The 14,935-nt window shown below is 44.5% G+C and carries 14 protein-coding genes; 7 read left to right on the top strand and 7 right to left on the bottom strand.

Features of this window, described 5'->3' with window-relative positions:
* Positions 1–26: 26 nt before the first annotated feature.
* The 3 genes from GVO63_RS12525 to folM form a co-directional block, all read right to left on the bottom strand.
* Positions 27–920 carry a carbon-nitrogen hydrolase gene (locus GVO63_RS12525; RefSeq protein WP_159494992.1) on the bottom strand — a complete coding sequence of 298 codons (894 nt, stop codon included), beginning with the start codon at positions 918–920 and terminating at the stop codon, positions 27–29.
* Positions 907–1,971, bottom strand: a complete 1,065-nt coding sequence (locus GVO63_RS12520; RefSeq protein ID WP_159494993.1) for an agmatine deiminase family protein — start codon at positions 1,969–1,971, stop codon at positions 907–909. Before GVO63_RS12520 ends, GVO63_RS12525 begins: the two co-directional genes overlap by 14 nt.
* Before the next feature lie 152 nt (positions 1,972–2,123).
* Entirely contained in the window at positions 2,124–2,831 is a 708-nt protein-coding gene (folM, locus tag GVO63_RS12515; RefSeq protein WP_159494994.1) for a dihydromonapterin reductase, read from the bottom strand.
* A gap of 162 nt (positions 2,832–2,993) precedes the next feature.
* Between folM and folE the strand changes: the two genes are divergently transcribed.
* Positions 2,994–3,677 carry a GTP cyclohydrolase I FolE gene (gene folE / locus GVO63_RS12510; RefSeq protein WP_159494995.1) on the top strand — a complete coding sequence of 228 codons (684 nt, stop codon included), beginning with the start codon at positions 2,994–2,996 and terminating at the stop codon, positions 3,675–3,677.
* An 83-nt stretch (positions 3,678–3,760) separates the two neighbouring features.
* Here the strand turns inward: folE and GVO63_RS12505 are convergent, their stop codons facing one another.
* Together GVO63_RS12505 and GVO63_RS12500 are read right to left on the bottom strand one after the other, a co-directional pair.
* Entirely contained in the window at positions 3,761–3,988 is a 228-nt protein-coding gene (locus GVO63_RS12505) for a hypothetical protein (RefSeq protein WP_159494996.1), read from the bottom strand.
* A 335-nt stretch (positions 3,989–4,323) separates the two neighbouring features.
* A complete protein-coding gene (locus GVO63_RS12500) occupies positions 4,324–6,273 on the bottom strand; it encodes an alpha-amylase family glycosyl hydrolase (protein WP_159580287.1) in 1,950 nt (649 codons plus the stop codon).
* Positions 6,274–6,554: 281 nt separating this feature from the next.
* On the opposite strand from GVO63_RS12500, the gene GVO63_RS12495 reads away from it, so the two are divergent.
* Entirely contained in the window at positions 6,555–7,772 is a 1,218-nt protein-coding gene (locus GVO63_RS12495) for an MFS transporter (protein WP_159580285.1), read from the top strand.
* Between the two features lie 211 nt (positions 7,773–7,983).
* Positions 7,984–8,799 (top strand): mechanosensitive ion channel family protein, encoded by an 816-nt coding sequence (locus tag GVO63_RS12490; protein WP_159580283.1) that lies wholly within the window; start codon positions 7,984–7,986, stop codon positions 8,797–8,799.
* Between the two features lie 110 nt (positions 8,800–8,909).
* On the opposite strand, the gene GVO63_RS12485 is transcribed toward GVO63_RS12490, so the two are convergent.
* Positions 8,910–9,293, bottom strand: a complete 384-nt coding sequence (locus GVO63_RS12485; RefSeq protein ID WP_159494999.1) for a VOC family protein — start codon at positions 9,291–9,293, stop codon at positions 8,910–8,912.
* Between the two features lie 21 nt (positions 9,294–9,314).
* Positions 9,315–10,265, bottom strand: a complete 951-nt coding sequence (locus GVO63_RS12480; RefSeq protein ID WP_159580281.1) for an aldo/keto reductase family oxidoreductase — start codon at positions 10,263–10,265, stop codon at positions 9,315–9,317.
* A 292-nt stretch (positions 10,266–10,557) separates the two neighbouring features.
* Between GVO63_RS12480 and GVO63_RS12475 the strand changes: the two genes are divergently transcribed.
* The 4 genes from GVO63_RS12475 to dbpA all read left to right on the top strand — a co-directional run bounded on the left by GVO63_RS12475 (position 10,558) and on the right by dbpA (position 14,904).
* Entirely contained in the window at positions 10,558–11,100 is a 543-nt protein-coding gene (locus tag GVO63_RS12475; RefSeq protein WP_159495010.1) for a lipocalin family protein, read from the top strand.
* Between the two features lie 101 nt (positions 11,101–11,201).
* Entirely contained in the window at positions 11,202–12,248 is a 1,047-nt protein-coding gene (pyrC, locus tag GVO63_RS12470) for a dihydroorotase (RefSeq protein ID WP_159495001.1), read from the top strand.
* 89 nt (positions 12,249–12,337) lie between these two features.
* On the top strand, positions 12,338–13,525 hold the full coding sequence (locus GVO63_RS12465; protein WP_236552134.1) for a transporter substrate-binding domain-containing protein: 1,188 nt from the start codon (positions 12,338–12,340) through the stop codon (positions 13,523–13,525).
* Positions 13,525–14,904 carry an ATP-dependent RNA helicase DbpA gene (gene dbpA / locus GVO63_RS12460; protein WP_159495003.1) on the top strand — a complete coding sequence of 460 codons (1,380 nt, stop codon included), beginning with the start codon at positions 13,525–13,527 and terminating at the stop codon, positions 14,902–14,904. Before GVO63_RS12465 ends, dbpA begins: the two co-directional genes overlap by 1 nt.
* Positions 14,905–14,935 lie beyond the last annotated feature (31 nt).

The following is a 14,935-nucleotide window of genomic DNA, read 5'->3' as shown; positions in this document are numbered from 1 at the left end:
AATGTACTCTGACCCCATTATTCGGGTTAGTCGCGCCAGCGTTTGGTTAGCTCGTCGTAGGCGTCTATGCGGCGGTCACGGAAGTAAGGCCAAATGCGCTTAACCTGCTCTGTACGTTCCATATCAAGCTCTACTGTTAGGGTAGTTTCCCCTTCAGCTTCGGCTTTAGCCAAAATTTCGCCCTGCGGACCTGCGACAAAGCTTTGCCCCCAGAACTGAATGCCTGGGTCACCTTCAACGGGCGATGCTTCGAAGCCTGTGCGGTTCGCTACAATAACTGGAACTGAGTTAGCCACAGCGTGAGCGCGCTGAATGGTTTCCCATGCGCCGTGCTGACGGGTACGCTCTTCTTCTGTGTCAGTTAAGTCCCAGCCAATAGCGGTAGGATAGAACAACAAATCTGCACCAGCCATCGCCATTAGACGCGCTGCTTCTGGATACCACTGGTCCCAGCATACCAATACGCCAAGTTTTCCAACGCTAGTTTCAATTGGCGTGAAGCCCATATCACCTGGCGTGAAGTAAAACTTCTCGTAAAAGCCCGGGTCGTCAGGAATATGCATTTTTCGGTATTTGCCCGCAATCTCTTTACTGCGGTCAAACACGACAGCAGTATTGTGATACAACCCAGAACCGCGTTTTTCAAACAGAGACGTCACTAATACAATGTTGTGCTTTTCGGCCAGTTCGCCAAAAAAGTCTGTCGCTGGGCCAGGGATTGGTTCAGCTAAATCAAAGGCGTCAGTGTCTTCTTGCTGACAAAAATACAGTGTGCTGTGCAGTTCTTGAAGCAGAATACACTCGCAGCCTTCAGCCGCTAATTTAGCAATTTGCTCGGCACTTTTATTCCAGTTCGTCGCTTTGTCGTTATCGGCAACGGCCTGTTGTACCAGACCCACTTTTAGCTTAGCTGGGCGCATGTATTGACACTCCTTTTTTTAAGGTGGTGATAATCGAATCTTTTAACGTATTTGTAGGTACCTGCATGGAAATACAATGCAAGCTACCGTATTGTCTTACGAGTACACTACAATCAATTGGTTCAACAATATGATTGGGATGTGCTTTTTGTACAGTCTCAATGGCTTCCGCGTCTTCCTCTTCACCGTAAACAGGCAATAATATTGCGTTGTTACAAATTAAGTAATTTGCGTACGATGCCGGCAAGCGATCCCCTTCGTCATTTACTATATTAGGCAGGGGTAAATGAAACTGTTCATGCTCAGGCAGCTCAAGTGCGCACTCGTCGCACAACGCTTTTAAGCCTTCAAAATGACTATCGTTAGGGCGGTTGTTACACGCCTGAATCACTAGGCCTTTGTTCGGCGTGAAACGCACTAAGGTGTCGATGTGGCCGTCAGTATCATCGCCTTCTAAATGACCATGCTGCAAAATAGTAACTTTGCTGCAGCCTAGCATATCCTTAAATGCATCTTCGTAAGCACTTAGCGACATATCACCGTTACGTTCAGGGTTAAGTAAGCACTGAGCGGTACTCAATAGGTGGCCGTCTTCATCAATCTCCAACGCACCGCCCTCAGCCACAATAGGGCTGCTGCGGAGCACAGATTTACACATAGCAGCCAAGTAACGCTGATTAGCTAAGTTGTCCTCAGCTGCGTTGAATTTATTACCCCAACCATTAAAGCGGAATTCAACAGGTGAGCCATTGCCTTCATTGTCTTTGCATGTAATGAAACCGTAGTCGCGCATCCAGGTGTCGTTAAACGACGCCGCAACAATAAGCACGTGCGCATTTTCAGGTAAACGGGACATCAGGTCGTCTACGTCACTTGGTGCGCACAACAAAATGACACCCGCATCATTGCGGTTTACCGCTGCAATTACATTAAGGTAGGTGTCTCTCGCTTCTTCTAACCATGGTGCCCAATCAGTTTGCGCATGAGGCCACGCTAACATAACAGCATCAACGTCATGCCACTCGGGCGCCATAGTACGGTTGCCGTGCATAGTAAAAATTCCAAGTACGTTAAATTAGGGTTGGGATTATAGCCATGCATCACTATGAGACCAAGGCAAATGGCGATGAAATTATTTGGCGGTGACGATTACTTTATTATCTATGCGGATTGGTATAAACGTTATTCAAAAGGCAGCGTTCTCTATTTTAAATGCCGTCCACCATTAAGGTGAAGTGTTTGCCCTGTCACGTAATCGCTATCAAATAAGTAGTTCATGGCTTTTACGGCTTCTTGTGCCCCTGGCACAATCTCTAGCAATGATTTTCCTAATGCCTTTTTCTTGTACACGTCGTCGTCACCTTCGTTAAACATAAGCAAAGCAGGGGCAATACTGTTTACTTTTACTTGCGGGGCGAGTTTTTTAGCAAAGGATAGGGTCAGGTTGTGGAGTGCTGCTTTACTCGCTGCATAGGCCATGTGTTTTTCACTGCCCGTTTCTTGAATATAATCAGTCATGTGAATGATGTCAGCTTGCCCCTCGTGGTCGCACAATGCTTTTTCAAGCGCTAAATTGATACGGTACGGAGCGATAGCGTGAATCATCATCATTCGCTCTATTAAGCTTTGCTTATCGCTGTTGTCTTTTTCTTGCGCCCAATCAGATGCATTATGAATAATAGCTCGATAGGTGTTACTGATTGCTTTAATCTCATCAATTGCTCGATCAATAGCCGCCTCGGTGCTAAAATCTGCATGTAAGACTGTCGCGCCTTTGTCCTTAAGCATCGTGATGCTCGAGCGGAATGTTCGGTACGTCACCACAACATGCTGGCCTTGTTCAAGCAAACTTTCGGCCATGGCTAGACCAAGACGTTGGCTAGCGCCTGTTATAAGTACGGGTGATTTCAAAATGATTTCCTTTTTAACTAAGCGGTCGCAGTTTTACTATTGTGTGTTAGTAATACCTAAGGTAGCAACAACATTAAATTAAAGTCATGTTGTTGTATAACCGAACCTTTACGAGCATTTAAGCGTAGAAGTTCAAAAAAAGCAGTAACAACGGATAATCGAATGTTAGCAAAAGAAGCGGTAATTGTGCGCGACGCACTAGACCCCTCTATATCAGAGCCAGCACAACGTGTACGAGAAGCATTAGAAGCCAGAGGATTGGAAACCCCCATGGTGGCTAATGGGTTGACAGATGACCAAAAGCGGAAACGGATTGAAAGTGCCATGCGTGACGTCATGGATACGCTGGGTCTTGACCTATCAGATGATAGCCTGTGTGACACACCAGCACGCATCGCTAAGATGTACGTTAACGAGATTTTTGGTGGGCTCGATTATCGAAAGTTTCCAAAAATCACAGCCATCGAAAACAAGATGCAGATTGACCAGCCGGTGCAGGTGTCAGATATTAGTCTGACAAGCACGTGCGAACATCATTTTGTGACTATCGACGGTACTGCGACGGTATCTTATATTCCGAAAGACACAGTAATTGGTCTATCGAAAATTAACAGGCTTGTAGGCTTTTTTGCGCAGCGTCCCCAGGTGCAAGAGCGTTTGACTCAGCAAGTACTTGTTGCGCTACAAACGCTGACAAATACTGAAGACGTCGCGGTGAGTATCAATGCAACACACTACTGCGTTAAGGCCCGAGGGATTCGAGATACGAATTCATACACAAAAACGTCTGCATTGGGCGGCCGCTTCCTTACTGATAGTGAATTGAAGCGAGATTTTTTTCGCTAAACAAGCTTCGTCGCTAACATGAAAAAAACCGCTGAATTCAGCGGTTTTTTTGTTTAACAAAGAAAGTAACCACGGGTTTGCGGCTACTTAATCACATTGTCGTTAATAATTTCATCGACGATGAGGTTTATACTGCCTGCTATACCGTCCGCTGGGGTAAGGCTTAACACCTTATTGCAGCAACCGCAGGACTCATGCTGCTCGTAATACATATCGCGAATGCTGTTGAGGTGAAAATTGTTTATAGCCCCGCAATAGGGGCACATATACTCTAATGTGCAGTCACTTTGCATTTTATTATCCGTTACCATGTGAACATATCCTTATGACATAATCCGAATTCTGCCGGCGGCTAATTCTGAGATGTACTGCGATGGATTTAGCAAGAACTAAACCATACTTAACAGCACATGTATTTTTTCTACTCCCTTTGCTTTTATTGGTCTAGAACGCAGTTCACCTTAAAGCGTGCGAAAAAATAGCCACTACCATAATTATAGTGGCTATTTTTTTTACTGCCTTTGAAAAAACGGGATACTTGCTAAGTTATTGGCTTTTATAAAGTTAAATAATTTGCCAAGGAGGCGCCCAACGAGTTTCTTGGCCAAAGCCAGGACTTAGTTGGGCTCAACGTAGAGAAGCGTCATTAAGCAGGAAGGAGCCACATTTGTTGAAATGGCGCGAGTAGAAGTGCTGTCGAGTTTATCTCGACAGTATCGTCAGTCAGCAAATCTGTACTTGTCGAATGCTTAAGTGTAGCTAAAATGCTACGTGATAGTGACTGAGGATGTTCGCTAAAGTTACAAATGACAAGGAGTTTTTGTCCTTCTGCATTTTCTCGCAAAAAGGCAAAACAATGCTGGTTTTCAGTGTCTAGTATGTGGGTTTTAGACTGACCGAAAATAGCATGCTGCTTTCTTATCTTTATCATATGTTGCAGGCCATTGAATACTCTTAGGCTAGCTACTTCTGCTGGTGTTGAAGGTGAATTCTCTCCTAATGCAAGCGCGGTATCTTGGTTAGTAACCGCAATGCGGTTAACCCATCTGTCATCGTGCTTTTTGCTGTCATCATCACGATAGCTATAGTCGTTTAACTTGCCTATCTCGTCACTTGAATAAAGCAGAGGAATACCACCAATGCTAAAAGTAATACCATACAGTAATAGCATTCGCTTAACCGCTTCATCTATACCGTGAGCATCGTTATTTTCTAGTGCACCTTCTAAACCGCATAATGAGGCAAGGGAACCGCATACCCGACAATCACCGTTTGACGGGTTTTCAGCGAAAGGTACACCGTTGGCAAAGCTGCCTTCAAACCGTCCCGTATAAAATTGATTAAGGAAAAAGCGGTGATCAAACGAGTTAATGCCAATTTGATGGGCGACAGCGTCATCAAAGGTCCAGCCGATATCATCATGGCAACGCACATAGTTAACCCATGTACAGTCATCAGATATGGCAAAACTTTTCTTCATTGAGCTGGTGAGAAGTCGCGTTTTTCGCGTTGCCAGCGAATTCCATAATAAGGCCATAAGCAATGGGTTATAAGAAAGCTGACACTCGTCCTTGTCGATATATTTCACCACTTCGTCAGGGTGCACGATAGCCTCTGACTTAAATACAACCGCGGGCGCTACTATTTGTAGACAGCAATTGAACGCTTGGATAAGTACGTGCGCCTTTTCCTGATTTTCGCAATCAGTGCCAAGTTCTTTCCATATAAATGCCAGTGCGTCTAAGCGTAACGCAGCACAGCCTAAATTTGCTAAAAAGAGCATCTCTGACGTAATCGCGTTAAATACTTCTGGGTTGCTGTAGTTTAGGTCCCATTGAAAGCTATTAAACGTTGTCCATACCCATTTTTCCATTTGCGCATTGAAGGTAAAACTGCCTCTTCTCACCTGCGGAAATATTTCTCGAAGGGTATGTTCGTATTGATCTGGAATTGTTCGGTCATCAAACAAGTAATAATAATTTTGATATTGCTTGTCACCGTCTAATGCCGCTTTAGCCCAAGCGTGTTCATCCGAGGTATGGTTGAAAACGAAATCAAGAACCAGGTTGATCCCTTCTTTTTGTAGTGCAGCTGCGAGCCTTTCTAAATCTTTCACAGTCCCTAAAGTTGGGTTTACCTTTCGGTAGTCTGACACGGCATACCCACCGTCACTATCACCTTTAGGCGCATCGTATAAAGGCATGAGGTGAACGTAGGTAACACCGAGTGCCTTAAAGTAATCAATTTTATCGTGAAGATCGTTTAGGGTTGGTCCCATCAAATCCACATAACACGCCATGCCGACTTGTTCTTCATCGCGATACCACAGAGGAGAGTCTAAGCGCTCACTGTCTAACTTTTTGAGTGCGGCTTTTCTATCTTTTAAACCGTCTCTTAAAATTTCAACGAGTTTTTGTAAATGAAAATAGCAGTCGTACTGATGACCATAGACATAAGTATACTTTTCGAAAAGGCGAGGAAAATGTGCCTTTAATCTACGAGTAAATGTAGTCGCATCTTTCTTTGTAAGGCCAGATAAATCGGTCGATGCCAAGATTCGGTCTAAACATACACCACTGTCAGCAGCATAGCTCATAGAAAACTCCAAAATGTTACGCATTTGTATGCTAAATTAGCCTAGCCGAATTATCGGGTTTACAGGCTTTTTAAATTCTGTTAACTTTTATCTTAAACGATTAAGCTGATTTTTCAAGGTTATTAAATCGTTATTTTTAACTAAATGAATACGTTTAACAGTGAACGTGTTTTTATGAATTTAAGAAAGGTTAAGTTTAACCTTTCAACAGTGTGTTGGTGAGACAGAATATGCCTAATCATGACTCTAGTAGCAGAATTATCAGGTGGTTGACGTACCTAATGTTTATGATGTTCGCAATGACATCAGATTCTGTAGGCGAGATAATAAAAGAAGTAAAAGTGGCGTTTTCGGTCACTAATGCGCAAGCTAGCTTGATGCATTCACTCCCAATGTTGGGTATCGCGTTATCGGGCTTATTCTTAGGCTTCTTGGCAGACAAACTAGGTAGAAAACCTACTATCATCATAGGGCTAGCGCTCTTTGGGCTTGCGTGTTACAGCTTCCTAATTGCGAATGACTTCATGCTAATTGTTAGTTTAATGAGTCTTTCAGGCGTTGCCGTGGGCATATTCAAGACAGGTGCCCTCGCGCTGATTGGTGATATATCATCATCCACAAAACAGCACACAGCGACAATGAACGGTGCAGAAGCCTTTTTTGGCGTGGGCGCAATTATAGGCCCGTTAATTGTGGCCTACCTTATCCATCAGGGCGTTGCTTGGCAGTGGCTTTACGTTATTGCAGGGGGGGTATGTACCGTCCTTATTGTTGGCGCGTTGTTGGTTAAATACCCTGCGTATACTAGGAATACAGGCGCCGGTGAAGAAAAAGTATCCATAGCACAAAGCCTAAAACTGGTTAAAAACCCCTATGCGCTCGGCTTTTCTTTGGGGGCGTTTCTCTACGTTGCGGCAGAAAGTGCCATTTATGTTTGGATGCCAAGCTATTTAGTGTGTGACGCCACCACACTCAAAGCGACTTATGATTGTTACAGTGAAGGCTTTTCGCAAACATTAGCCATTTATTCCGTTACCGCTTTCTTTATACTTCGTGCTGCGGGACGATTTGTCGGAATATGGATGATGTCTCGTTTCAACTGGGCACTGGTTTTGATGTTGTTCACCGGTGCTATTGTACTCTGCTTCGGTATCGGGCTGTGGGGTGGAAAGCATATTGCGCTCTTCTTGTTCCCTCTGACAGGCATCTTCATGTCGGTAATATACCCAACCTTCAATTCAAAAGGGATAAGCTGTTTTCCTAAACATCAACACGGAAGTGTAGCCGGCGTAATATTGTTCTTTACTGCCGCAGGCGCAGCCGCTGGCCCCTTTATTATGGGCCTGGTTAGCGACGCTAATGGCGGTGATGCCAAATACGGTTTTATGGTGGCGACAGGGTTTGCTGCTCTGCTTTTTGTTGGGCTTGTCTACAATTATCTTAAGAACCCGACCAAAGCGCGTTTGGCTGAAATTGAAGCAAGCGAATACGCAAATTAAGTGATCCTAGGGCGTGTTGATCTTTGGTGTACGAATTTTAGTCTGCAAAAGTGCACAGCAAAGATCAACACGCCCTAGAATAAGACCTCTCATCAATTGATATTATAAATCCCATACCAGTGTAGGACTGAATTCTTGCACTGGTTTTTCCCTTCGTTGTTGTTTAAGCTTTATCTATTGAAGTCTCACCGCTAATTGAACCCACACATCAATGGATGAATTAAAACAAGCCCAAGCACTATACGACACCCTCGTTGAATTTGCAGTGACCTATAGCTTTCAAATTGTAGGTGCAATTATCATTTTCTTTGTTGGCTGGTGGATAGCCAACAAAATAGGCCATGTGGTTGAAAACCTTATGGTTAACAAAAGTATTGATGTCACGCTGAGTCGGTTTACTGGTGGAGTGTGCAAGCTAGCGATACTGGGTATTGTGATTATTATTGCGCTGGGCAACGTGGGTATTAGTGTTACGCCGCTGATTGCTGCTTTGGGTGCCGTCGGATTGGGAGCGGGGTTAGCTATACAGGGTATGTTGGCAAACTACGCGGCAGGTTTTACCATCATTATTACTCGCCCTTTCGTCGTGGGAGATACGATACGCGTTCGCGGCGTAGCGGGAGTTGTAGACCAAGTCATGCTTCCCTATACCATATTGATTGACGAAGACAATGTTCATATTCAAATTCCCAATAAATTGATTGTAGGGGAAATACTGCATAATTCTGCAGAGAACATGCTTATTGAATTGGAAATTGGTGTGGCGTATTCCAGCAACGTGGATGAGGTTATTCAGATAATTCAAAGTGCCATTGAAACCGTTGACGGTGTGAGTGACGAAAAATCACCTGCTGTTGGTGTAGATAACTTTGGCGATAGCAGTATTAATTTTGGTATTAGGGTTTGGGCTCCTGCTGTTAGACACTTTGAGGTGCGCTATGCGTTAAACCAAGCAATTTTCAATGCCCTGCAGCAAAATAACGTTGATATTCCATTTCCACAACGAGAAGTAAGAATGCTCGACTAGCATTGCGATTTGGTATGACTCTCTGCGATTTTTTAAGCACAAGTGCGCCGCTTGGATGAATTGTCGAGCAGTGGGCGTTGCTCGACAATCAATACCTTTCGCAAAAACACTTAATATTCGTAAAGTTCTAACGGCAGCCCATCTGGATCTTGGAAAAACGTAAAGCGCTTACCGGTGTACTCGTCGATACGTACTGGCTCACACGCTATCCGCTTGTTAGTTAAGTGATTAATGACGGTATCTAGGTTGTTCACTTTAAAAGCCAAGTGTCTTAGGCCTTGGGCTTCCGGACGAGATGGTCTTTGAGGGGCGCCGGGAAACGAAAATAATTCCACTTGGCTACCGTCGGGTAACACGAGGTCGCATTTGTAGGAGTCTCTCTCCTCTCTGTAATTTTCGTCAAGGACCGAAAAGCCTAATATCTCGGTGTAAAATGCCTTAGAGCGAGGATAATCACTGCAAATAATCGCAACATGATGAAAGCCGTTTAACATACCCATTCCTGTTTCAGTTATTTATGGCATCTCTTGGCCGCGAGCGACTTCGAACAATTTATACCAATGCTCACGGGTAAGGTGGACGTCCATGGCTTTCTGACTGGATTTAATTCTTGCTTCGTTGGTACTGCCCAACACAGGCGCTATATTTGCTGGATGGCGCATAAGCCAAGCCAATACAATGGCCTCTGGTGTCGTTTGATATTCACTGGCCAGTTGCGCGACGAAATCTGCCGTGGCCTTATCCTTAGCTGTCTCTGCCTTAGCACCTGTATATTTTCCTTGAGCTAGGCTTCCCCACGCTTGCAGTTGTACCTTGTTCATCATGCAGTATTCAAGGGTTCCAGGAGCGTACCCGATATTTCGGTTTGCAGCACTATTTGTGGTAATACCGTCTTCTAACCAGTCTCTAAAACTCAAACTCATTTCTAATTGATTAGCGACTATAGGCGTTGATAGGGCCGATTGAAGATAGCTAATTTGATGACCATGCATGTTGGATACGCCAACGTGTTTAATTTTCCCCTGCTGCTGCAAAAGCAAGAGGGTGCCTGCGACCTCTTCTAATTCCATCAGAGGGTCAGGACGGTGAAGCAATAGCACGTCGAGCTGGTCTATGCCTAAACGAGATAGAATACCTTCAACAGAGTTATGAATATGGCTTGCTGAAAAGTCATACCGTTTTGGTCCCAAATCATCCTCAAAGCGTATTGCACATTTTGATTGGATAATCATTCTGTCTTTTAACGCTGGTGATTCTTTTAATGCTGCGCCAAAGGCAGTTTCGGCTTTACCAAACGTATAAATATCAGCGTGATCGAAAACATTGATATCTAAATCCAATACAGTGTCGATAATGGAACGCGCTTGGCGTATATCGTCTTTTGTAACAGATGAGGTATTCCAACCGCCACCGAGCCCCATGCATCCATAAATTAATCGGCTTGCGTGTGGAAAATGTGCATTCATTTGTTCTTCTCCCTATTTTCAATATCGAGTGAACAAAACGTGAAGGCACTCGCTATTGGTATCTATTCATGGCTTTTCGTTGAGGCACTGTAATATGAGTGCTCTGAGAATAAAAGTTTGATTAGGCGAAATTATTTCTGCTAACGACAGCTAGCTTATTTTGTATGGTCAGAGCCAATGTTGAGTGAAAGGGTCTATTGAATGAAGTAACGGCCTATTGAATGAAGTAACGGCCTAATACGAACAGCAGGTGGACCGTGCTATGCAAGTATTTACAAAAAAGAGAAGAGATATGCTTAAGAAATTGATTTTTGCTTTCGTTAATGGGGTTATTCTTTTTAGTCTATCAGCGTGTACCGGTGTGCCTGATAAAGTAACCCCTGTTGATGGTTTCGAGCTTCCTCGTTACTTGGGTAAGTGGTACGAGATAGCTAGGTACGATCATAGCTTTGAGGAAGGGTTAAGCGAAGTCACGGCGACTTACAGTATGCGCGACGACGGTGGTGTAAAGGTCATAAATCGTGGATTTTCTAAAGAAGAAAACACGTGGGATGAGGCCGAGGGTAAAGCGTACTTTGTTGAATCACCCTCGATAGGTCACCTTAAGGTCTCGTTCTTTGGGCCCTTCTATGCGAGTTACGTAATCATGGAGTTAGATAAAGAGGGTTATCAATACGCGTTGATTACTGGCCCTGATAAGGACTATTTGTGGATTCTAGCCCGCACCCCATCAATAAGTGAAAATGTACGTTCTCAGCTTTTAGAAAAAGCCACGGTTGCGGGGTATGATGTCAGCAAGCTAATTTGGGTAGAGCACGAAAACGTTAAAAAATAGCCTAAATCAACGACGGTGTTCTGCGCGCAAAAAAAGTGAGTTGTGCTATTATTGCGCGCAAGTTCCCCCTCTGTTTGAACAAGTATTAAGAGAGACAAGGCATGCAAACGCTTACCATTACTACACCAGATGATTGGCATCTTCATTTTCGCGACAACGAAATGCTAGCAGAAACCGTTCCGGCTACCGCGCGCTGCTTTCAACGTGCTATCGTCATGCCGAATCTTGTACCGCCAGTGGTAAATGCTGAAATGGCAATGGCTTATAAGGGGCGCATTGAGGCTGCAAGACCGAGTGGCAGCAATTTCGAGCCATTGATGACCTTGTTTTTAACCAATCAAACTACGCCACAAGATATTGTTGATGCCAAGCAAGCAGGTGTCACAGCTTGCAAACTGTATCCAGCGGGCGCAACAACGAATTCTGATGCCGCGGTAAAAGGTATCCAGGCGTTGTATCCCGTATTCCAGGCAATGCAAGAACAAGGTTTGTTATTATTAATTCACGGTGAGGTGACAGAGCACCATATCGATATTTTTGACCGTGAAAAAGTGTTTATTGATACTCATTTGGGACCCATTGTTGACGCGTTTCCGAAACTGAAAGTGGTGTTCGAACACATTACAACCGCAGATGCAGCAAGCTTTGTTGCCGGCGCGAGTGAGTTCGTGGGTGCCACTATTACGCCTCAGCATTTATTGTTAAACCGCAATGATCTTTTGGTAGGTGGAGTACGTCCACACAATTACTGCTTGCCAGTACTTAAACGCAATACTCACCAAAAAGCCCTTCGTGATATGGTTGCCAGTGGCAATAGAAAGTTCTTTTTGGGTACTGACTCAGCGCCGCATGCTAAGCATAAAAAAGAGAACGCATGCGGTTGTGCAGGGTGCTACAGTGCGTGGTCTGCAATTGAGCTTTATGCAGAAGTATTTGAGCAGCTCGGCGCAATAGAAAAGTTAGAAGGCTTTGCGAGCCACTATGGCGCGGATTTTTATGGTTTACCACGAAATGAGACTACAATGACGTTAGTTAAAGAATCGTGGACGGTGCCAGAGCAAGTGACTTTAGCGGATGGCACCGATATGGTTCCATTCTTTGCTGGACAAACATTACAGTGGAAACTAGAAAAAGCGTTTCAACCTTAATTATACTGGTTCTTTGTTTAAGTGCTCTGTGGATAAACTCCGCAAGGGCACTTTCTCTCTTTAAATCCAGTGTCCATGATTTTCAAGGTATGCTTACCCAATTGCAGCGAGAGCGCATTGACGAGTATGCCCGCACCGTCCTCGAAAATGCCTTATCAAACGAAAAAGTCGACTTAATACAGGCCTCGAGTAAACCGCAGCTTGGCCCCCATATTTATTCTAGTTTGGTGAGGAGCGAGGAAAACGAGCAAGCGTTTTATTGGATATCACCATTGATTGCGATGACGTGTGGTGGAACCATACCCTGCACGCCAAATGCGGGAAGTCAGCAAGAAAACATAGCCATCAGTTACATCGCAATCGATAAAAACAGCGCTTCCTTTGAATTTGCAGAGCGTGTAAGTGAAGAGGTCACGGAGTATAAAAGGTCAGAAAGCTTTTCTTTGCTTGCAAATGAGATGAAGTCTGAGCTGTCGAAAAATCATGCTAACGTCGAGCTGAATTACGGTCTTTTAAGCCTCGCGGGTAAGCTAGATGCTGATGCAAGCGATCTTTGGGTGATAGCTGATGTTATCCCACTCTTTTCTGAGAAGGGGGAACGCGGCAAATTGAAGGGCATTGCTGCCGATTTGGTCAATAATGTTCTCGATGAGATTTCACTGCCGCAATATATATTATCTGCGCCGTGGGAACGAATTGCTAAAGAAGCGATGTCTAAATCGAACGTGTTGGTGTTTGCTGTTATCCGCACGGAGGAAAGAGACGACGTGTTTCATTGGGTTACCCCCGTATCACGCAATCTTCATGGCCTTTATGGTTTAAACAAACCCTTTTTCGAGACCTTTGATGAAGTACCAAGAACCTTCAGAGTAGGTACGCTTTTAGAAGACTATCGCTATAACGTGGCGGTTAAACATGGCTTCAGAGTAAGCGCTTATGAATCATGGAATGAGCTAGTTGAAGCCTTATTTAATAATGAAATAGACACAATTTTCGGCTCTCAGGGGGCAATTGATTTTGGGTGTAACCCAAATCAGTTTAAATGTGAGACAATAACCCTTTCAAGTAAGTACGATATCTCAACGGCCTACCTAGCACTCTCCAAGAAAGACACTTGTGTATTGGTTTTAGAAAAACTCAAGTTAGCTGCGGTCGATGTGAAAATGAGTGATAAATTTAATGAGCAGCTTTCTTCATGGAGTGACATGGTGTCTCAAGAATACGGCATAGCTCATCATACCGAACATGGTGTAGTGCACCTTTGGAACCCAAATTAATGACAGTTGAAACAGTAAAGCAATTAGATATAAATCCCGCCATCATAAAAGCATTAGACTCGCAAGGTATCTACCAACTTTCTCCCATACAGGCTCAGTCGCTTCCAGACGCATTGCAGGGTAAAGATGTGATTGGTCAGGCCCAAACCGGCAGTGGTAAAACCTTATGTTTTGTCATTCCTGCGCTAGAGCGTATTGAAGTTAATGACTTTTCTACGCAGGCGATTATGCTTTGTCCAACTCGAGAGCTTGCAGAACAAGTTGCTCAGCAATGCCGTGCAGCCGCTAAAGATATTGGCAACATCAAAGTGACAACCTTGTGTGGTGGTCAGCCGATGGGGCCGCAGATTCAGTCTCTCAAACATAGTCCCCACATCATTGTCGGTACGCCAGGACGTGTGATGGACCACGTGGAAAAGCGCCGCATAGACTTGCGCAACGTAAAGTTGCGTGTACTCGACGAAGCCGATCGTATGCTGGACATGGGCTTTGAGGATGACTTGCGCGTTATTTTTGGTCAAACGCCAAAGCAGGTACAGACCCTGTTGTTTTCCGCCACCTTCACCGAACAAATAGAGCGTGTGGCCAAGCAGTACTTACACAATCCAGTAACCTGCAAAGTTGAATCGCAAGAGAATAAGCCTGCTATTACCCAGTTCGGATACAACGTAATGCCTCATACGCGTACGCAGGCGTTAAAAGCGGTATTAACTGAATTTCAGCCTAAAAATGCCATTGTTTTCTGTAATCGCAAGACGCAGGTCAATGAGGTGGTTGAGGAGCTACTTGAAGACGGTTTTAGCGCGAAAGGTCTTCAGGGTGATATGGAACAGCATCAACGAACGTCAGTGCTCATGCAGTTTGCTAGCGATTCACTCCAAGTGCTCGTAGCTACTGATGTAGCAGCGCGTGGTTTAGACATTGACGATGTCGCCTGTGTTATCAATTACACTGTGAGTGAAGAGCCTGAAACCCATATTCACCGAATAGGGCGCACCGCCCGTGCGGGGGCGAAGGGGATGGCAATTACGCTGGTAAGTGAAGAGGAAGAGCATTTCTTAAGAAAAATAGAGGTGCTACAAGAAAGTGATATTCCGCTGAAAGGTGCTCAGAGCCTGCGGTTTCACAAAAACAAAATAACCCAGCCCGAATTTACCTGCCTTTCATTGAGCGCAGGTAAAAAAGAAAAGCTTCGCCCAGGGGATTTGGTGGGAGCCCTCACCAAAGACGCAGGAATACCTGGCGATGACTTGGGTAAAATAGCGGTGCAAAACAGCATGAGTTTTGTTGCTGTAAAAGCGCGAAGCGTTAAAAAAGCGATGACGCAGTTTAGAGAGGGTAAAATTAAAGGTAAGCGCATCAGAGCTAAAAAGCTGTAACAAAAGTATGCTGCTAAACTGAGAGGGCTTC

The sequence above is a fragment of the Alteromonas sp. KUL106 genome (assembly GCF_009811415.1).
Lineage (GTDB): Bacteria > Pseudomonadota > Gammaproteobacteria > Enterobacterales > Alteromonadaceae > Alteromonas.
This window is presented reverse-complemented; position numbering and strand designations above follow the sequence as displayed.